Genomic DNA, 17,848 nt, shown 5'->3' with positions numbered 1-17,848 from the left:
AGATGCGCGCGCGGCGAGGCGCTCGCACTGGGCCGAGGCGGGGCGCCGCCGCGCGGAGGAGCGAGGCTCCGCGGAGCGGCGCGCCTCGGGCCGCCGCGCGCCGCGGCGGCCGCGCTCCGGCAGGGTATCCGCGCTAGAGGCTGAGGACGGCGTCCTCTCCCCTGCCGGCGATCTTCGCCTCGATCAGGCTGAGCAGCGCCTGCCGCCGCTCTTCGAGCTCGACGAGGGCGCGCGGAGGCACCAGTTCGTCCTCGATCCCGCCGGGGCGCAGCGCCGCGGCGGCCTGCTCGGGGCCGAAGCGCGCGAGCGCGTCGCGGAGCGCCCGCGGGAACCGCGCCGCTTCCACCAGGCGATCGAGCTGCCGATCCAGCTCGTGCGACTTCACGTGCAGCGGGAACGCGCTGGCGTTGGCCTCGAGGCTGAGGGCCCCCGCGCTCACGTCGATGACGATCTCCTTCCGGAGCCCGTTGCCGGCCAGGTAGTCGAGCGCGAGCACCTCCAGGTAATCGCGGAGGATGGAGGCGCGCTCGCCGCGCGCCGGCGAGCGCGAGCGCGCCCAGCGCGCCCACACGTCGAGCTCGGGCGCGTCGTCGAACCGGACCGACCGCCGGCGGGACGACACCCAGCGCGGGCCGGGCGGACCGGGCGCGGGCGCGAGGACCAGCGCGTCGACCGTCCCGTCGTTCATGACCGCGAAGCGGCGCAGCAGCTTGCGCCCGTTCGGCTCGCGACCGATGAGCGCCGCGAGCTCGCCGATGCCGATCCGGCGAGCCGTCGCGGCGGGCACGACGCGCGCGCCGAGCGCCCTCGCCAGCCGGTAGAACGCGACCGGATGCCGGAACGCGAGCGGGGCCTTCTTCTGCGCCGGCGCGAGCTTCACCTTCACCTCGCGGGGCCCCGCTCCTTCTGCGCCCGCGCCGAAGGCCAGGATCGCCTCGAACCGACCGTCGGTCGGTTTGCCCGTGAGCCGAAGCGCGCGCAGCGGAGAGCGCTGGAGCGCGCGCGCGACCTGCGCGTCCCCTGCGGCGCTCGCGACCTGCGCGTCCCCTGCGGCGCTCGCGACCTGCGCGTCCCCTGCGGCGCTCGCGACCTGCGCGTCCCCTGCGGCGCTCGCGACCTGCGCGTCCCCTGCGGCGCTCGCGACCTGCGCGTCCCCTGCGGCGCTCGCGACCTGCGCGTCCCCTGCGGCTCCAGCGCGCGGCGCCGGGGACGCGGGCGGCTCGCCCGATGAGCGCACCGGGGCCCCGCCGGGCGCAAGCGCGACCTCGTTCTCCGCCAGCGCCGCGATCGCGCCGGCGGACCCGCCGCTCGGCTCGGACGACGACCGCGCGCACGAGGCCGCGATCAGCGCTGCGGCGACGAGCAGGCGCCGCGCCGCCGCGCCGCCGCGCGGTCGCAGCCGTTCGCGCGCCGGTCCGGGCGCGGGTGCGTCTGGCGCACGGCGGCTCATCGATCGTTCGAGAGCCCGCGTGGGTCCCCTGGCGAGGGCCCTTCCTCGGCCGGAGGCTGCGCCGACCCATCCATGGCCGGAGGCTGCGCCGACCCATCCATGGCCGGAGGCTGCGCCGACCCACCCTCCGCCGGCCGTTGCGACAGCTCCCCGCTGTCCGGCGCCTGCGAGGGCCCGACGCTCGCGCCGCTGCTGTCCGGCGCCTGCGAGGGCCCGACGCTCGCGCCTTTCCCGACCGGGGCTCCACCGAGGACGCGCTCGATCAGGAACTGCTCCACGCGCTCGATGACCATCTTCTTGCGCTCCAGCGGGACGACGTGCGTGCCGCCGCTGACCATCATCAGCTCGCCGCGCGGCAGCGCCGCCGCCATCTCCTCGGCGAGGCGCGGCGGCGTGAACGTGTCGCGGTCGCCGGCGATCACGAGCGCGGGCAGATCGATCTGCGGGAGCAGATCGAGCGTCGAGTGCTCGCCGGCGCTGCGCAGCATGTGGAGGAACATCGAGAAATCGATGTCGACCATGTGCCGCATGTACGGCAGCAGATCCGCCGGGGTGACCGCGCTCGCGTCGACCTCGCGGGCGAGCAGCGCGATCCGCAGCGCCATCGGCGCGGGTACGCGGCTCCAGATCGCCCGCGCGATGTGCGGGTACGCGTCGACCTGCTCGATCAGCCGCGGCAGGAGCTGCGCGAGCACGTCCGTGCCCTTGAAATGATGCGTGATCCTGCCGGACGAGCCGCAGATCAGCACGAGCCCGCGCACCCCCTCGCGGTGGGTCCGCAGGTGCTCCAGGATGACCTGACAGCCCATCGAGTGCCCGAAGAGCACCACGGGGCCGTCGCCGATCGCCGCGCGCACCGCGGCGAGATCGCTCGCGTGGTCGCGGAGCTCGACCGCCTTCGGATCGACCGGCAGGCTGCTCCGCCCGTGGCCGCGATAGTTCCAGTGGGCGACGTTGACCGTACGGGCCAGGTCGTCCCACAGGTACTTCCAGATGAAGCCGTCGCACGCGATGCCGTCACAGAGCACCGCGGTGAGGCGTTCCGAGCCCGCCCCGACCCCGCTGGCCAAGCTTCCGATGCCGCCGGGACCTTCCCGGTAGCGGACATAGATCCGCGTGCCGTCCTTCCCGGCGGCGAAGAGCTCTCGACCCATCGATCCCCGAGCGACGCGGCTTACGCGAGGCTCGCGGCGATGTTAGTCGCCGCTGTCCTCGTCGTCAGCCACGTCGTTGACACTCGGAAGCTTTTTGATGTCTATCCGCGCCAGCTTCCACGCGCGCTGCACGACCCAAGAAAGCGAGCGATCGAGCCGCGCCGCTTCCTCCTTGATTTCCTGCAGCATCGACTCCGGAAAGTAGAGGCTCTGCTTCCGCTTGTCCGTCTTCGAGGCTTCGTTGTTTTTCGCCAGCGTGTCCTTGTCGGTCATACGCTCTTGGGGCTCCTCCCGATCCGCCACAGAAGAGCACCTTAGCGTACGGCGCACTTCCGTGGAAAGCATTCGTTTTTCCATGATGCCGATTGCGGCCACTATGTGTGTATCTCCGCGATAGGCGCTCTGCGTCATGACTCCGGGAAAGCGATTTTCCCCGCGATCGCGCTGGCCGCGACGATCAGGGGACTGGCCAGGTAGACCTGGCCGGGTCCGCTTCGGCCCGGGAAATTCCGGTTGATGGCCGAGACCGTGACCTGATCCTTGCGGTCGGATACACCGGGTCCGGCCTTGATGCACGCCCCACAGGAGGGGTCGACGAGCTCAGCGCCCGCCTTCTCGAAGATTTCGAGGTAGCCCTTCGCCTCGGCGTAGCGGCGGATGTCCTGGGAGCCGAACTGGATGTAGAGGTGCACGCCGTCGGCGACGCGCTTGCCCTGCTCCACCGCACGGCGCAGCACCGACGCGTACATGTCCATGTCGGCCTTCTTGCCGCCCGTGCACGAGCCGCCGTACGCGATGTCGATCTTCACGTCGCCGCCCGCGACCTCCCGGAGCGACCGCAGCGGCACGCCGTTCCGCGGATCGCCGGGCGTCGCGATCATCGGCTCGATCGCCGCGAGATCGATGTCGAACGTCGCCACGTACTCCGCGCCGGCGTCCGCGCGCACGACGCGCGCGCGCACGGCCTCCGCGGCGAGCCCGCGCTGCTCGACGAGGTAGCGCACGATCTCCTCGTCGGCCTCGATGATGCCGGTGAAGCCGCCCGCCTCGACCGCCATGTTCGTGAGCGTCGCCCGCTCGTCGAGCCCCATCGCGCGGACGCCGTCGCCCGCGAACTCGAGCACCTTGCCGATGCCCTGGCCGGTCTTCCAGAACGGCTGCGAGAGCAGGAACAGCATCACGTCCTTGGCGGTGACCCCCGGACCGAGCCGCCCGGTCAGGTTGAAGCGCACCGACTGCGGCACCGCGACGCGGACGTCGCGCGTGAGCCACGCGTTCGCCATGTCGGTCGAGCCGACGCCGAACGCGAAGCACCCGAGCGCCCCCGCCATGCACGTGTGCGAGTCGGTGCCGGCCACGATCTGCCCCGGCAGCGCGAGCTCCTCGATCACCTTGTTGTGACAGATGGCCTCGGAGCCCACGGTCCTGCCGTCGCGCTCGACCTCGCCGTACAGCTTGATCCCGTGCCGCTCGGCGAAGGCCTGCTGCACCGTCGCGAGCGAGGCTGCCTGCTCCCGCAGGCCGAGCTTGAGGTGCGCCTCCGGCATCACGCGATCGAGGAACGTGAGGTGATCGCGGAAGGCGAAGACGCTCTCCGGCTCGGTCACGACCGCGTCCGGCCCGAAGCCCGCCCGGAAGAGCGACTCGGCCATCGGCGTGACGTACTCGTGCGAGAAGCGCACGTCGATGCGGACGAAGAGCGCGTCGCCCGGCTTCACCGCCGGGACCCCGATCTTGCCCGCCCTCGCGTCCACGATCGCGTGCGCCGCGATGATCTTCTCGCACAGGGTCATGGGCCGCGGCGGCGTGTCGAGCGTGGGCGACGAGACCTCGCCGGCCATCCGCGCCTTGTTGTAGGCGAAGAGGCCGCCGTACTCGACGACGTCGGCGCTGATCGGATCGAGCCCGCGGGTGAACTCGCCGATCGGGATCTCGTCGCCCCGCGCGAGCCGATCGAGGAGCGAGAAGTCGGTCGTCGTGAGCAGCCCGGTGTTCTGGCAGTTCTGGCCGTAGATCTTCTCGATGCTGCGCGCGACGACGATCTGGATCCCGGCCTCGCGCTCCGAGTACGGCGCCGTCTCGCGCGAGCTGCCGCACCCCTTCGAGCGCCCGCTGACGATGACGCCGAAGCCGCCGCTCTTGATGGCGTCGCGCTCGATGTGCCCACCGCGCAGCCCGACCAGGCAGTACCGGGCGAGCGTCTCGTCGTAGTAGTAACAGACCCAGCCCGGCGTGAGCTCGTCGGTCGAGATGTTGTCGATCAGCGTGTGCTGCGCGGGATCGAAGCGAAGCTCGCCGCCCGCCAGCTGCTGCTTCAGCAGCTCCGGGTCCTCGGTCAGGTAGAGGATCCTCCCGGTGACTTGGACCGATTTCCGGCGGGGGATGGGCATCTTTGACCTCGGATACCTCGGACGCCCCAGAGCGCTCGGCGCGCGCGACGGGACCTAGACACACCTAGTCGCTCTGGGCGGAGGCGCCAACGGCGGTCTTCGCCGGCGCGCGCGGAGCTCGGGCCGCCTCACGCCGAGGGCAGGAAATCCAGCATGGGCGAGCGTCGCCGGCCGGGCACCGCGCCTTGACCGCGCACCGGGGAGGTGGTGTCTTCGCGGCCGCGGCCGCGGCCGGGCCGCGAGCGATGACCCGACCCACGATCTCCAGCGTTCCCGTCGCGATCCTCGGCGCCGGCCTGACGGGCATGGCGGCCGCGTACCACCTCGGGCGAGCGGGCGTGCCGCACCGGTTGTTCGAGCGCCTGCCGCGCCCGGGCGGCCACGCGATTACGCTCGAGGACGGCGGCTTCCGCTTCGATCGGACAGGGCATCTCCTCCACCTGCGCGACCCGGCGACCCGGGAGCTCGCGCTCGGCTGGCTGGGCCCCGACCCCCTCGAGATCGAGCGGCGCTCGATGATCTGGTCGAACGGCACATACACCCGCTATCCGTTCCAGGCGAACACCTTCGGCCTACCGCCCGCCGTCGCCTACGAGTGCCTCCGCGGCTTCATCGACGCGCACTTCGCCGGGGACCGGCCCGAGCCCAGGAATTTCGAGGAGTTCTGCCTGGCGCATTTCGGCGAGGGGATCAGCCGCCACTTCATGATCCCCTACAACAGCCGCCTCTGGGGGGTGCACCCGAGCGAGATCACCGCCGACTGGTGCTCCCGCTTCGTCCCGCTGCCGAAGCTCGAGGACGTGCTCGCCGGGGCGGTCGGGCTGAACGACCGCGAGCTCGGATACAACGCGAAGTTCCTCTACCCGCGGCTCGGCATCGGCCAGCTGACGCACGGGCTCGCGCGGGCGCTCGCCGAGCAGCGGCCGCGGGACGCGGGCACCCCGGCGATCGAGCTCGGCCGCGCGCCCGCGGCGATCGACTGGCGCGCGCGCGAGCTCGTGTTCGACGACGAGATCGTCCGGTACGACGTGCTCGTCTCGTCCGCGCCGCTGCCCGCCCTCATGAGGCTCCTCGCGGACGCGCCTCGATCCGTCGCCGAGGCGGCCTCCCGGCTGCGCTGCACGCACCTCCACTACCTCGACGTGGCGCTCGACACCCCGTGCGGGCAGCCGCTGCACTGGGTCTACGTTCCGGAGGCGAAGTACCCGTTCTACCGCGTGGGCTGCTACTCGAACTTCTCCCCGGCCATGGCCCCGCCGGGCAAGGCCGGCCTCTACGTCGAGCTCGCCGATCGCGCCGAGCCCGATCTCGCGGCGCTGCTCCCCCGCGTCGCGGAGGGCCTCGTCGAGATGGGCCTCATCCCCGCCCCGAGCGCCATCCGCTTCGCCCGGCTGCGCCGCATCGACTACGCGTACGTCGTGTTCGATCACAGCTACTTCGGGTCGCTGGAGGCCGTGCGGCCGTTCCTCGAGGGCCAGCGCATCCTCTCGTGCGGGCGTTACGGCGGCTGGAACTACTCCTCGATGGAGGACGCGCTCCACTTCGGGCGCGACGCGGCGCTCCGCGCGCAGGCCCTCCTCGGAGGTGCGCCGTGAGCGCCGCCGACCCCGGCCGCGAGGACGCGGGCGAAGCGCCGGAGATCTCCATCGTCATCCCCGTGTACAACGAGGAGGCGATCCTCCACGCCGCCGTCGTGGACCTGCGCGAGCGCCTGCTGCCGTTCGGATGGCGCTGGGAGCTCGTGCTCGCCGAGAACGGCTCGCGCGACGGGACGCTCGCCATCGCCGGCGAGCTCGAGCGCAAGTACGCGGAAGTGCGGCACTTCTCGATCGGCGAGCCGAACTACGGCGCCGCGCTCCGCGCGGGCATCGAGCGGGCGCGCGGGCGCTTCGTCCTCTGCGACGAGATCGACCTGTGCGACGTGGACTTCCAGCGCCGCGCGATCGCGATGCTGCGGGCGGGCGGCGTCGACATGGTGATCGGCTCGAAGCTCATCCAGGGGGCGCGCGACGACCGCCCGTGGGCGCGGCACGCGGCGAGCCAGATGTACAACGGGCTCCTCCGCGCCACGCTCGGCTTCCGCGGGACGGACACGCACGGGCTCAAGGCGTTCCTGCGCGAGCCGCTCCTCGGGATCGTGCGCGAGTGCGTCGTGGACAAGGACGTCTTCGCCAGCGAGCTCGTCATCCGCGCCTACCGGGCGGGCCTGCGGATCGAGGAGATCCCCGTCCGCGTGCTGGAGAAACGGCGCCCCTCGATCAACCTCACGCGCCGCGTCCCGAACGTGCTCCGCAACCTCGCGAAGCTGACCTGGGCGATCCGGGTCCGCGGCTGACGGCCGGCCTCGGCCAGCATCTGCAGCGCCGCGCGCGAGGCTGGGCCCGCTCGTGGAAAAGTTCTGGCATGCTATACGCCGCAGGTGACGATCCTCCCCTCGAGCGCCGCAAGGCCGGCCCGCCGCGCCGACACCGACGTGGACGTCGTGGTCATCGGCGGCGGTGTGAACGGCGTGGGGGTCGCGCGTGATGCGTCGCAGCGGGGCCTGAAGGTCGCCCTCTTCGAGCGCAACGATCTCGCGTTCGGCGCGAGCGGGAACTCCAGCGGCATGATCCACGGCGGGCTCCGGTACCTGACCAGCGATCCGCACGTGACCGAGAACTCGTGCCGCGACTCGGGGCACATCCAGGCGATCGCGCCGCACCTCTTGTTCCGGATCCCCTTCCTCGTCCCGTTCGAGAACGCGAGGCACGGGCGCATCCTCTACACGCTCGCCGACGGCTTCTTCGAGGCGTACGACAAGTACCAGCCGCTCAAGCGCGGCAAGCCGCACGCGCGCCTCTCGCCCGACGAGCTCCGGCGGCTCGAGCCGGGGCTGCACGGCGATCTCGTGGGCGGCTTCAGCTTCGACGAGTGGGGGATCGACGGCGCGCGGCTCTGCATCGCCAACGCCGTCGACGCGATCGAGCGCGGGGCCAAGGTGTACGTCGGGCACACGGTCGAGCGGATCGAGCGCCGCGAGGACACCGGCGAGATCGTCGCCGTGCGCTACCGGGACCGCGTGACCGGCGAGGGCGGGCGGCTCCGCACGAGCGCGGTCGTGAACGCGACCGGCGCGTGGTCGCCGATCACCGCGTCGCTCGCGGGCCTCCCCGCCGCGAGCTCGCGGGTGCGGCCCGGCAAGGGCGTGCACGTCGTGTTCGACCGGCGCCTCACCAACTACGCGATCATGGCGAGGACGATCGACGGCCGTCAGATCTTCCTCGAGCCCTGGCAGAACATGAGCGTCATCGGCACGACCGACGACGACTTCTACGGCGACCTCGATCAGGTCCGCGCGACGAGCGAGGAGGTGAGGTACCTGGTCCAGGGCATCGCCCGCGTGTTCCCGCAGATCCACGAGGCGCGCGCGATCGGCACGTACGCGGGCGTGCGGCCCACGCTCTACGCGTTCGGGCCGACCGAGGACGCGCTCTCGCGCGAGCACCAGATCGTCGACCACGCGGCGCACGGCGCGCCGGGCCTCTACTCGATGATCGGGGGGAAGCTGGCCAGCTTCCGGCTCTTCGCCCAGGAGATGACCGACGTCCTCGCGCGGCGCTTCGATCTCGGCGCCCGCTGCGTGACGCACACGACCGCGTTGCCCGGCGGCGACCGCGCCGTCGACGCGCTCGCGCTCTCGCGGCGGCTGGAGATCGACGCGGTGGCCGCCCGGCGGCTCGTCTACCGCCACGGCTCACGCGCGCTCCGGATCGAGGAGCGCGTGCGCGAGCGGCCGCGCGAGGCGGCGACGGTGTGCCCCTGCGAGCCCGTCATCGAGGCCGAGGTGCGCTACGTGCTCCGGCACGAGCTCGCCCGGAGCGTGGCCGACGTCGCGCGCCGCACACGCCTCGGCCTCGGCGCGTGCGGGGGCATGCGCTGCGCGGCGCGGTGCGGGCAGATCGTGGCGCAGGAGCTCTCGCTCCCGCCGCGCGACGGGATGCGGCAGGCCGTGGAGTTCCTCTCGAGGCAGGCGATGACGCGCGCCGTCGCGCTCGGCCCGGAGCAGGCCCGGCAGGAGGCGCTCGCGATCGCCAGCGTGCGGTCGGAGCTCGGCGCGCCCGCGGGCGACGAGGCGACCGCGGTGGCGTGCGAGGACAGCGATCGCCGGCCGCCGCGCCCCGCGCGGGAGCCGGAGGAGAGGGCGTGGCGCGATCGATCCTCGTGATCGGCGCCGGCGTCGCCGGGCTCGCCGCCGCGTGGAGCGCGCGGCGGCGCGGGGCGCAGGTCACCGTGATCTCCGCGGGCGTCGGGGAGACGGCGCTCGCGGGCGGCGCGGTCGACGACGTCCCGTGGGAGCAGGTCGAGCGCGCCGCGCGGCTGCTCGGCAGCGATCTGCCCGCGGGCGATCTCGCGCCGGCGGCGAGGCAGTTCGCGGCGGAGCTCGGCCTATGGGACGTGCCGCAGGCGTCCGGCGTGCGCCTCGCGACCGTCGCCGGCCGGATCCGCCCGGCGCGCGGCAGGGATCGCGCGCTGCTCGATCTCGGGTCGCTCCGCCGCACGCGCGTCCTCATCCCGCGCGCCGCGCGCGCCGCCTGGGACGCCGACGCGCTCGCGGAGGCGCTCACGGACGAGCCGTTCGCCCGGGCGCGGGGGCTCCGCTTCCTGCCGGTCGACGCGCCGGTGCTGCGCTTCGACGACGAGCGGCAGATCGCCGACGGCGACCTCGCGGCCCGGCACGACGATCCGGCGCGGCTCTCCTGGCTGCTCGATCGGCTCCGGCAGGCGCTCGAGGGCGCGGGCGGCGCGGGGGCGATCCTGCTCGGCCCCTGGCTCGGCGCGCGCGCGCCGCGGGCCGAGGCGCTCGCGGCGCGCCTCGGCGTCCCCGTGGGCGAGGCGGTCATCGGCGCCGGCTCGCCGGCGGGGCTCCGCTTCGAGGCGGCGCGCGACGCGCTGCTCGCCGCGATCGGGGCGGCGCGGCGCCACGGCCGCGTGCGCGCGGTGGGCGGCGACCCCGGGGGGCCGGGCGGACCGGGCGAGGGCGTCGCGGTCCACGTGGAGGGCGAGGACGTGCCGCTCGCCGCGGACGCGGTGATCCTGGCGATCGGCGGCCTCGCCGGCGGGGGCATCGCGTATGCCCCGCCCGAGCGCGGCGCCGGTCCCGACCTCCCGGCGCGCGGCGGCGCGCCGTTCGCGCTCTCGATCGACGCGCCCGTCACGCTGGGCGACGCGCGCGGCGCGTTCGGCGTGGTGAGCTCGATGCAGGGCCCGGAGCTCGACGTCGTCGCCTGGCCGCGCGGCGAGCGGCCGGGCGCGCTGGAGTCGGTGGGCGTGCGGTGCGAGGGCGTCCGCGCCGCCCCCGGGATCCTGGCGGCCGGGGCGACCGTCGCCGGGAGGGCGCGCACCGTGCTCGACGCGGTGACGACCGGGCTCCGCGCCGGCGCCGAGGCCTGACGCCGGCCGAGGACCGACGCCGGCGCCGGGGGCCGACGCGGACGCGCGCGGCCGTCGGCGCCGGTCGCTCCGCGCGTGCCCTCGGGCGCTAGCGACGCGCCGGGATCGCGCGCAGCAGCTGCTGGTAGCCGACCGCGAGCGTGAAATCGCTCCCGCGGGTGGGATCGGCGGGCACGTCGCCCTCGGGGCCGCGCGCCGCGGCCTCCGCGCGCTTCTCGACGAGCACGGCCCTCGGCGAGCCGCCGCCGATCGATCCCTCGGCGGGGAGGTGCCCCTCGAGGTCCTGCTCGCGGAGGATGGCGGCCGGCAGCGGCTGCTGCGCGCTCTCGATGACGATGTCCGGCCGGATGCCCTGCGCCTGGATCGAGCGCCCCTTCGGCGTGTAGTAGCGCATCGTCGTGAGCCTCACCCCGGCGCCGCCTGGGAGCTCGTAGATGGTCTGCACCGACCCCTTGCCGAAGGTCGTCGCGCCGACGACCGTGGCGCGGCCGCTGTCCTGCAGGGCGCCCGCGACGAGCTCGGCGGCGCTCGCGGAGTACTCGTTCACGAGCGCGACCACGGGCAGCGAGGCGAACGCGCCGCCGTCGTGCGCCTTCGCCTCGTCGACGACCTGGTTGCGCTGGCGCGTCGAGTAGATCGTCCCCGACGAGAGGAACTCGTCGGCGAGGGCCTCCGCCTCGTGCACGAGGCCGCCGGGGTTGTTGCGCAGGTCGAGGATCACCCCGGCCAGCGGCGCCTTCGATCCGGCGCGCAGCCTCGCCGCGGCGCGGAGCATCTCCTCGTGGGTGCCGTCCTGGAACTGCTTCACGCGAACGTACGCGACGTCGCGATCGAGGCGCCTCGCGGCGATGCTCGTGACGTGGATCTGCTCCCGCGCGAGGTCGAACGTGAGCGGCTCGGCCGCGCCCTGCCGGCGGATCGTGAGCTTCACCCGCGAGCCGGGGGGCCCGCGCATGATCTTCACCAGCTTGTCGAGGCGCTCGCCGCGCACGGGGCGGCCGTCGATCGCGATGATCTGGTCGCCGGAGCGGATGCCCGCCCGCGCCGCCGGCGAGCCCTCGATCGGAGCGATCACGGTGATCTGGTCGTCCTTCGTGTCGACCTCGATGCCGACGCCGCCGAACGTCCCCCCGGTCTCTTCCTGGAACTGGGCGAACTCGGAGGCGTTCATGTACGCGGAGTGCGGGTCGAGCTCCGCGACCATGCCCTTGATGGCGCCGTCGATGATCTTGTTGCGCTGCGCCGGCTCGACGTAGTTGTTCTCGACGAGCACGAGCACGCGCGCGAGCTGCTCGAGCGGCGCGTAGGGGCTCTGCGCCTGTGTGCTCGCACCCGCGAGGTGGGAAGTCGCCGCCCCCCCTGCGAAGGCCGCAGCGATGAGCCCCAGGGTGCGCATCCAGCTCGAAAAGCGTCGCATCCGCCGACCATAGCAGCGGCGCGGGCGAGCGCGGCCAGCGCGCGGCCGCGCCCCGGCCGTCGGCCGCGCCGGGACCGTCGCCCGCCCGGCGCCGCCGCCGGCTCGGGCGCGCCAGCGCGGGCGTACCGCCCGGCCGGTCGAAGTCGCGCCGCGACGCCCAAGGTCCAGGGCGCATGGTTTGTCCTAGGAGGAGTGTTCGGCTATCTTCGCGCGCCTGAACGTGGAACTTGCCTCCTCATCGCCCTGCTCCGCCTCCGCGGTGCTGGGCTCGCCGCGAGGGGCTTCTCTCGCCGAGACGGTCAGCGGCCGTCGCGAAGAGCTGTCCGCGGCTGCGCTGTCGTCCGTGCGCGGGAGACAATTCGCACCGCGAGGCGGCTAGGATGGCCAAGACCACCGATCGTGAGCTCGTCGATCAAGCCCGGGGCGGAGATGCCCAGGCGTTCGGGGTGCTGGTCCGTCGATATCAGAAGCGCATCTTCCGGCTGGCGTTCCACCTCGTCCGCTCGGGCGCGGAGGCAGAGGACGTGACCCAGGAGACCTTCGTCCGAGCCTATCAGGCGCTCGATCGGTTCGACGGGCGGAGCGAGCCCTTCACCTGGCTCTACCGGATCGCCGTGAACCTCTCGCTCAACATGATCCGGGCCCGCAAGCCGACCAGGAACTCGACCCCCACGGACGATCCGCGGATCGAGGCGCTGCTGCTCGAGACGCGCCCGAGCCACGGCGTCGATCCGGCCGCGACGACCCAGCGGCGCGAGCTCGCGGCCGCGCTCTGCGACGGCATCGATACGCTCTCCGACACGCTGCGGACGACGCTCATCCTCGTGTGCATCGACGGCGTGCCCCACGAGGACGCGTCCAGGATCCTGGGGTGTCCGGAAGGAACAGTCGCCTGGCGCGTCCACGAGGCGCGCCGCAAGCTCCGCGTATACCTCGCGGAGCGTGGTTTCGGAGGGGACGCCGAATGAACGTCACCAGCAAGCTCGACCTCGACCAGATGCTCAACGATTGGCCCGCCCCCACCGTCGACGAGGCGGCGTGGGAGACGCGGGCAGCTCGCATCGTCGAGGTCGCTCTATCCCGGCGATCGGAGGATGCGGCGGCGGTGGCCGACCTCCTCGCAGCCCCGGATCTCGCCGCGGAGCCAGGCGAGGAGCAGGCCGGGGACATTTCGCGAGAAGCACGCACCGCAGGAGAACGCAGTACCATGGCGGACGGATCGGAAGCAGGCAGGGCCTCGAAGTCTGATGCGAGCCTGTCGGGCGGCAGCGCCTCGCGGCCCCCGGAGAAGAAACGTCAATCGCTGAAGGAGATCGCCGAGCGCGCCAGCCAGGCGCCGGGTCGCGCGAGCGGCGCGACAGGGAGCAGCCCGGCGCTCTCGACGCCGGTGCCGTCCGCGCGCGGTCCGCTGTCCACGCCGGTGCCGTCCGGACGCGGCTCGTTGTCGACGCCGCTGCCGACCTCGGGACGCGGCTCGATGCCGCCCGGGCGCGTGTCCTCGCCGCCGGGGCGGGGGTCGATCTCCGGCGTCATGCGCGCGTCGTCGCCTGCGTTGCGGTCGGCCGAGGGGGTGACCGAGGACTCCGGCGTCATCGATCTCAACCGGCTCAGCGCGTCGGTTCCCCCGGAGCACGTGGAGGCCGCCGAGAGAGCGCAGCTCGGCACGGCCGATACGCTCGAGAGCGAGAGGCAGGACGCGGTCGCGGCGGTGTCCGCGAGGAGGCCGCGCGCCCCGTCCGCGCCCGTCGCCCAGCCTGCTGCGAAGAAGCGGTCCGGCGGGATGGTCGCCGGCGCGGCGCTCGCGGCCCTGGGCTTGGCCGCGGCGGTGGCCGTCGTGGTGAAGACGAGGGCGCCTTCGCAGCAGGAGACGGCGACCGCCACCGCGGCAGCGCCGACCACCGACGTGGCGCCCGCCGCGCCGCGCGAGGAGAAGCCGGCAGCGCCCGCTGCCCCGGTCGCCGCCGCGCCGGCGGAGAGCGCGGAGCCCGAGCCGCAGCCCGTCGAAACGGCGACGGCGGAGAAGGTGGCCGCGGCGCCCAAGACGGCCGCCGCGCCGGTCGGCGGCGGCGCGGCGGCGCCAGCGGCGGCGCCCGAGGCGCCTGCGCCCGCCGCGGCGCCGAAGCCGGAGCAGGGAAAGGTGGCGGCGGCGCCGACGCCGGCGGGCAAGCCGGGGGATCTGCCTTCCGCCATGCAGGCCGCCGTGGGCGACGACGGGGAGAAGCAGCCGTCGGTCGTGTCGGAGGCGCCGGTGCCGGCCTCGGGCCCGCTGCGGCAGCAGAACATCCCCGAGCAGCCGTCGCAGGGCTCGGTCCAGGCCGCGCTCGGCTCGGTCATGGGCAACGCGAAGGCGTGCGTCGCGGGCGCGGACGACGTGTCGCGCGCGCAGATCACGTTCTCGTCGACCGGCCAGGTGAGCAAGGTCAACGTCAGCGGCTGGGCGGCTTCGAACGGCCAGTCGAGCTGCGTGCAGGCGGCGCTCAAGGCCGCGAACGTGGGCCCGTTCTCCAAGCCGTCGTTCTCGGTGAGCGCCACGATCCGGCCCTAGCGCGCCCGGAATCCAGGCGGGCCCAGCGTCCTGGCGGACCCTGGCCCAGGAGGGCCCACGTCCCGGTTGACACGAGGGCGCCCGCAGGTAGAATGCGCGCCCCCATGGTTTCCGCGACTCAGCAAACCCAGCGCATCCGTCAGCGCAAGGCGCGCACTTCGGGCACCCGCCGCAAGCGCTTCGAGCGTGCTCACGGCACCCCCAAGTTCCCGATCCATCCGGCGGGTTACGATCAGAACGCGCCGGACGCCCTGCGCGCTGCCACGCCCGCCGAGGCGCAGGCGAAGAAGTAGGAGAGCTTTTCTCATGGCCAATCACGCATCCGCCGACAAGCGCAACCGCCAGCGCATCACCAGGACCGCGCGCAACCGCGCCGCCAAGTCGGAGCTCCGCACGGTCGTCAAGAAGGCGCGCACCGGGCTGAAGGGCGTTCCGCAGGAGTCCACCGCGCTGGTCACCGCCGCGGTGAGCGCGCTCGATCGCGCCGCGTCGAAGGGGACGATCCCCGCCAAGCGCGCGTCGCGTGTGAAGAGCCGCCTGGCCCTCGCCCTGCACAAGGCGAGCGTCGCAGCCAAGACCGCCGCGGGCTGAGCACCAACCCCTTCGTACGTACGCCCCGCTCACCGCAAGGTGAAGCGGGCGTCGTCGTTTTGTCTGCCCCGATCGCCGGAACGCCGCCGCCGGTCTCGCCCCGCGCCATCGCGGGGCTCCGCGGCGGCGGCCCGGCGCTCCCGCGCGTCAGTGCGCCTCGGCCCACGTCGGGCCGTGGCCGATGTCGACGACGAGCGGCACGTCGAGCGGGAAGACCGACTCCATGGCCTCCCGCACCTTGGCCTTCGCCTCGTCCACCGCCTCGATCGGCACCTCGAACGCGAGCTCGTCGTGCACCGTGAGCACCATGCGCGCGCCGGGGACCACGGGGCGCGGGATGCGCACCATCGCGAGCTTCAAGAGGTCCGCCGCCGTCCCCTGGATGGGGGTGTTCTGGGCGATGCGCTCCGCCTGAGCGCGGCGCATCCGGTCGCTGCTGCGCAGGTCCGGGAGCAGCCTGCGCCGGCCGAGCAGCGTGCGCACCGACTCGGAGCGCTTCGCCTCGGCCATCGTCCGCTCCATGAACTCGTGCACGCCGCGGTAGCGCGCGAAGTAGGCGTCGATGAAGCGCGCCGCCTCCGCGCGCGAGATGTCGAGGCGCTTCGCGAGCGCCGCCTCGCCCATCCCGTAGATCACGCCGAAGTTGATCGTCTTGCTCCGGCGCCGCATCTCGTCGGTGACCCCCGCCTCGTCCACGCCGAAGATCTCCATGGCCGTGCGCACGTGCACGTCCTGCCCGGTGCGGAACGCGTCGACGAGCACCGGATCCTTCGACAGGTGGGCGAGGACGCGCAGCTCGATCTGGGAGTAGTCGGCGCTCACTATCACGCTCCCGGGCGGCGCGACGAACGCGCGCCGGATCATCCGGCCGAGCTCCGTGCGGATCGGGATGTTCTGCAGGTTCGGATCCTGCGACGAGAGCCGACCGGTCGCGGCCACGGCCTGGCTCCAGCGCGTGTGGATCCGGCCCGTGGTCGGGTGCACGAGGCGCGGCAGCGCGTCGACGTACGTGCCCTTGAGCTTGGCGATGGCGCGGTGCTCGAGCACCACGCCGGGGAACGGGTGGTCCTCCGCCAGCGTCTCCAGCACGTCGGCGTCGGTCGAGCGGCCGGTCTTCGTCTTGCGCTGGGAGCGCAGCTTGAGCTCGTCGAACAGGACCGCCTCGAGCTGCTTCGGCGACGCCAGGTTGATGTCGTGCCCCACCATCTCGCGCGCCTTCTGCTCCAGCGCCGCGAGCTCGGTCGTCATCTGCGCGCCGAGCTGCGCGAGCGCCTGCGGGTCGACGAGGACGCCCGTGAGCTCCATCTCCGCGAGCACCGCGGAGAGGGGCAGCTCGATCTGCACGAGCAGATCCTCGAGCCGCTCGGCGCGGAGCCGCGGGCGCAGCCGGTCGGTGAGCGAGAGCGCGACGTCGGCGAACGCCGCGCCGTAGGCCGTGGCCTCGCCGAGCTCGATCTCGTCGAGGCCGCGCTGCGCCTGCCCGCGGCGCTTCGGGGCCACCTCGTCGAGGGTCTGCATCTTGGCGCCGAGCTCGCGCTCGGCGAGCTCGTGGAGCTGGTTCTTCCCCTCGGGATCGAGCAGGTAGCTCGCCAGCATCGTGTCGAACGCGACGCCGACGAGCCCGATGCGGTGCCGCAGGAGGACCACCTCGCAGAACTTGACGTCGTGGCCGACCTTCGGGAGCTCGGGGTCGGCGAGCAGCGGGCCGAGCACCGCGTCGACGTCGCCCATCGAGAGCTGGGCCGGCGCGCCGAGGTAGCGGTGGCCCAGGGGGACGTAGACGGCTTGCCCCGGCTCGCAGGCGAGCGCGATGCCGCAGACATGGCCGCTCATCGGCTCGCGGCTCGTCGCGTGCACGTCGATGGCGAGGCGCCCGGCCGCGCGCGCCGATTTGGCGAAGGCCTCGAGCTCCTCTCGCGTCGCGACGACCCGGTAGGTCGACGCGCGCGCCGTGAGCTCGGGCGCGCGGACGGCCTTCAGGAAGCGCGAGAACCCGAGCTCGGTGAAGAGCTCCCGGAGCCTCCCGGTGTCCGCGCCTCCGTAGCGCAGCGTCTCCAGGTCGAGCGAGACGGGGGCGCTGCCGTCGAGCGTCACGAGCTTCTGCGACAGGAGCGCGTCTGCCTCGTGCTGCTTGAGCGACTCGCGGATGCGGGGCTTCTTCACCTCGTCGAGGCGGGCGTAGATCGCCGAGAGCGAGCCGAACTGCGCGAGCAGCTCGGCGGCCGTCTTCAGGCCCACGCCGGGGACGCCGGGGACGTTGTCCGAGCTGTCGCCGACGAGGGCGAGCAGGTCGCGCACCTGCTCCGGAGGCACGCCGAACTTCGCGACGACCTCGGGGTGCCCGTAGACCTTGTCGCGCATCGCGTCCCAGAGCATCACCCGGTCGCCGTCGACGAGCTGCATGAGATCCTTGTCGCTCGACGCGATGACCACGCGCAGCCCCCGCTCCTTGGCCCGCGCGACGGCGACGGCCACGAGGTCGTCCGCCTCGAGCCCCTCCTGGATGAAGATCGGGATGCAGTACGCCTCGACGATCTCCCGGCACCGGTTCATCTGCACCCCGAGGTCGGGCGGCGGCGGCGGCCGGTGGGCCTTGTAGCGCGGGTCGAGATCGTCGCGGAACGTCTTGCCCGGGGAGTCCATCGCCACGCCGAGGTACGCGGGCTTCCGCTCGTCCACGAGCTTCGAGAGCATCGCGACGGTGCCGTACGTCGCGTGCGTCGGCTCGCCGCTCGGGCTCGAGAGCGGGCTGATCGCGTGGTAGGCGCGGAAGACGTAGCCCGAGAGATCGATCAGGTAGAGGACGTCCGGAGCTCCGGCCGGGGGAAGCGCGGTAGGGCGCGTGGACATGGACCGACCCTTAGCACCTCG

Annotated in this window: 15 protein-coding genes; 8 read left to right on the top strand and 7 right to left on the bottom strand. The window is 73.3% G+C overall.

From position 1 onward, the window contains the following. Positions 1 to 133 precede the first annotated feature (133 nt). The 4 genes from NQZ70_RS50265 to NQZ70_RS50250 form a co-directional block, all read right to left on the bottom strand. Positions 134 to 1,450, bottom strand: a complete 1,317-nt coding sequence (locus NQZ70_RS50265; RefSeq protein WP_237244788.1) for a hypothetical protein — start codon at positions 1,448 to 1,450, stop codon at positions 134 to 136. Beyond that, complete coding sequence (locus NQZ70_RS50260; RefSeq protein ID WP_129580571.1) at positions 1,447 to 2,604, bottom strand: alpha/beta fold hydrolase; 1,158 nt, start codon at positions 2,602 to 2,604, stop codon at positions 1,447 to 1,449. The genes NQZ70_RS50265 and NQZ70_RS50260 overlap by 4 nt, the downstream gene beginning before the upstream one ends. Positions 2,605 to 2,646: 42 nt before the next feature. Further along, a complete protein-coding gene (locus tag NQZ70_RS50255) occupies positions 2,647 to 2,877 on the bottom strand; it encodes a TIGR04563 family protein (RefSeq protein ID WP_012241296.1) in 231 nt (76 codons plus the stop codon). Between the two features lie 134 nt (positions 2,878 to 3,011). Next, positions 3,012 to 4,994 (bottom strand): aconitase family protein, encoded by a 1,983-nt coding sequence (locus NQZ70_RS50250; protein ID WP_129580570.1) that lies wholly within the window; start codon positions 4,992 to 4,994, stop codon positions 3,012 to 3,014. Positions 4,995 to 5,239: 245 nt separating this feature from the next. Here NQZ70_RS50250 and NQZ70_RS50245 point away from each other — a divergent pair, with 245 nt between their 5' ends. The 4 genes from NQZ70_RS50245 (at position 5,240) to NQZ70_RS50230 (ending at position 10,424) form a co-directional block, all read left to right on the top strand. Beyond that, positions 5,240 to 6,589 (top strand): NAD(P)/FAD-dependent oxidoreductase, encoded by a 1,350-nt coding sequence (locus tag NQZ70_RS50245; protein WP_237244787.1) that lies wholly within the window; start codon positions 5,240 to 5,242, stop codon positions 6,587 to 6,589. Continuing rightward, positions 6,586 to 7,329: a glycosyltransferase gene (locus NQZ70_RS50240; protein WP_129580568.1), complete on the top strand. Its 744-nt coding sequence runs from the start codon at positions 6,586 to 6,588 to the stop codon at positions 7,327 to 7,329. Before NQZ70_RS50245 ends, NQZ70_RS50240 begins: the two co-directional genes overlap by 4 nt. Before the next feature lie 84 nt (positions 7,330 to 7,413). After that, entirely contained in the window at positions 7,414 to 9,198 is a 1,785-nt protein-coding gene (locus NQZ70_RS50235) for a glycerol-3-phosphate dehydrogenase/oxidase (protein WP_129580567.1), read from the top strand. Then, complete coding sequence (locus NQZ70_RS50230; RefSeq protein ID WP_272827286.1) at positions 9,177 to 10,424, top strand: FAD-binding protein; 1,248 nt, start codon at positions 9,177 to 9,179, stop codon at positions 10,422 to 10,424. Before NQZ70_RS50235 ends, NQZ70_RS50230 begins: the two co-directional genes overlap by 22 nt. Positions 10,425 to 10,512: 88 nt before the next feature. Here the strand turns inward: NQZ70_RS50230 and NQZ70_RS50225 are convergent, their stop codons facing one another. Further along, positions 10,513 to 11,841: a S41 family peptidase gene (locus NQZ70_RS50225; protein WP_237244784.1), complete on the bottom strand. Its 1,329-nt coding sequence runs from the start codon at positions 11,839 to 11,841 to the stop codon at positions 10,513 to 10,515. A 380-nt stretch (positions 11,842 to 12,221) separates the two neighbouring features. On the opposite strand from NQZ70_RS50225, the gene NQZ70_RS50220 reads away from it, so the two are divergent. Then, positions 12,222 to 12,809, top strand: coding sequence for an RNA polymerase sigma factor (locus NQZ70_RS50220; protein ID WP_020741791.1), 588 nt, complete (start codon positions 12,222 to 12,224; stop codon positions 12,807 to 12,809). Positions 12,810 to 13,137: 328 nt separating this feature from the next. Here NQZ70_RS50220 and NQZ70_RS50215 read toward each other — a convergent pair whose 3' ends face one another. Further along, complete coding sequence (locus tag NQZ70_RS50215) at positions 13,138 to 13,374, bottom strand: hypothetical protein (RefSeq protein ID WP_129580566.1); 237 nt, start codon at positions 13,372 to 13,374, stop codon at positions 13,138 to 13,140. Between NQZ70_RS50215 and NQZ70_RS50210 the strand changes: the two genes are divergently transcribed. The 3 genes from NQZ70_RS50210 (at position 13,373) to rpsT (ending at position 14,977) form a co-directional block, all read left to right on the top strand. Further along, a complete protein-coding gene (locus NQZ70_RS50210; protein WP_129580565.1) occupies positions 13,373 to 14,386 on the top strand; it encodes a hypothetical protein in 1,014 nt (337 codons plus the stop codon). The two genes, NQZ70_RS50215 and NQZ70_RS50210, sit on opposite strands and share 2 nt — an antisense overlap. 104 nt (positions 14,387 to 14,490) lie before the next feature. Further along, positions 14,491 to 14,679, top strand: a complete 189-nt coding sequence (locus tag NQZ70_RS50205) for a hypothetical protein (protein WP_061623942.1) — start codon at positions 14,491 to 14,493, stop codon at positions 14,677 to 14,679. A 13-nt stretch (positions 14,680 to 14,692) separates the two neighbouring features. Beyond that, positions 14,693 to 14,977, top strand: coding sequence for a 30S ribosomal protein S20 (rpsT, locus tag NQZ70_RS50200; protein WP_129580564.1), 285 nt, complete (start codon positions 14,693 to 14,695; stop codon positions 14,975 to 14,977). Positions 14,978 to 15,124: 147 nt separating this feature from the next. Here the strand turns inward: rpsT and polA are convergent, their stop codons facing one another. Then, the gene (gene polA / locus NQZ70_RS50195; protein ID WP_129580563.1) at positions 15,125 to 17,827 is read right to left on the bottom strand and encodes a DNA polymerase I; all 2,703 of its coding nucleotides are present in this window, start codon (positions 17,825 to 17,827) and stop codon (positions 15,125 to 15,127) included. Positions 17,828 to 17,848 lie beyond the last annotated feature (21 nt).

Origin of the sequence: Sorangium sp. So ce836 (genome assembly GCF_028553905.1) — a bacterium.
GTDB classification, from domain to species: Bacteria; Myxococcota_A; Polyangia; order Polyangiales; family Polyangiaceae; genus Sorangium; species Sorangium cellulosum_D.
This window is presented reverse-complemented; position numbering and strand designations above follow the sequence as displayed.

What these genes read in the sequence shown, in the direction of transcription:
- NQZ70_RS50210 (WP_129580565.1), top strand. Translation starts at nt 13,373, where the DNA reads ATGCGCGCGTCGTCGCCTGCGTTGCGGTCGGCCGAGGGGGTGACCGAG.
- NQZ70_RS50225 (WP_237244784.1), bottom strand. Translation starts at nt 11,841, where the DNA reads ATGCGACGCTTTTCGAGCTGGATGCGCACCCTGGGGCTCATCGCTGCG.
- NQZ70_RS50250 (WP_129580570.1), bottom strand. Translation starts at nt 4,994, where the DNA reads ATGCCCATCCCCCGCCGGAAATCGGTCCAAGTCACCGGGAGGATCCTC.
- NQZ70_RS50265 (WP_237244788.1), bottom strand. Translation starts at nt 1,450, where the DNA reads ATGAGCCGCCGTGCGCCAGACGCACCCGCGCCCGGACCGGCGCGCGAA.
- NQZ70_RS50260 (WP_129580571.1), bottom strand. Translation starts at nt 2,604, where the DNA reads ATGGGTCGAGAGCTCTTCGCCGCCGGGAAGGACGGCACGCGGATCTAT.
- polA (WP_129580563.1), bottom strand. Translation starts at nt 17,827, where the DNA reads ATGTCCACGCGCCCTACCGCGCTTCCCCCGGCCGGAGCTCCGGACGTC.
- rpsT (WP_129580564.1), top strand. Translation starts at nt 14,693, where the DNA reads ATGGCCAATCACGCATCCGCCGACAAGCGCAACCGCCAGCGCATCACC.
- NQZ70_RS50245 (WP_237244787.1), top strand. Translation starts at nt 5,240, where the DNA reads ATGACCCGACCCACGATCTCCAGCGTTCCCGTCGCGATCCTCGGCGCC.
- NQZ70_RS50205 (WP_061623942.1), top strand. Translation starts at nt 14,491, where the DNA reads ATGGTTTCCGCGACTCAGCAAACCCAGCGCATCCGTCAGCGCAAGGCG.
- NQZ70_RS50220 (WP_020741791.1), top strand. Translation starts at nt 12,222, where the DNA reads ATGGCCAAGACCACCGATCGTGAGCTCGTCGATCAAGCCCGGGGCGGA.
- NQZ70_RS50215 (WP_129580566.1), bottom strand. Translation starts at nt 13,374, where the DNA reads ATGACGCCGGAGATCGACCCCCGCCCCGGCGGCGAGGACACGCGCCCG.
- NQZ70_RS50255 (WP_012241296.1), bottom strand. Translation starts at nt 2,877, where the DNA reads ATGACCGACAAGGACACGCTGGCGAAAAACAACGAAGCCTCGAAGACG.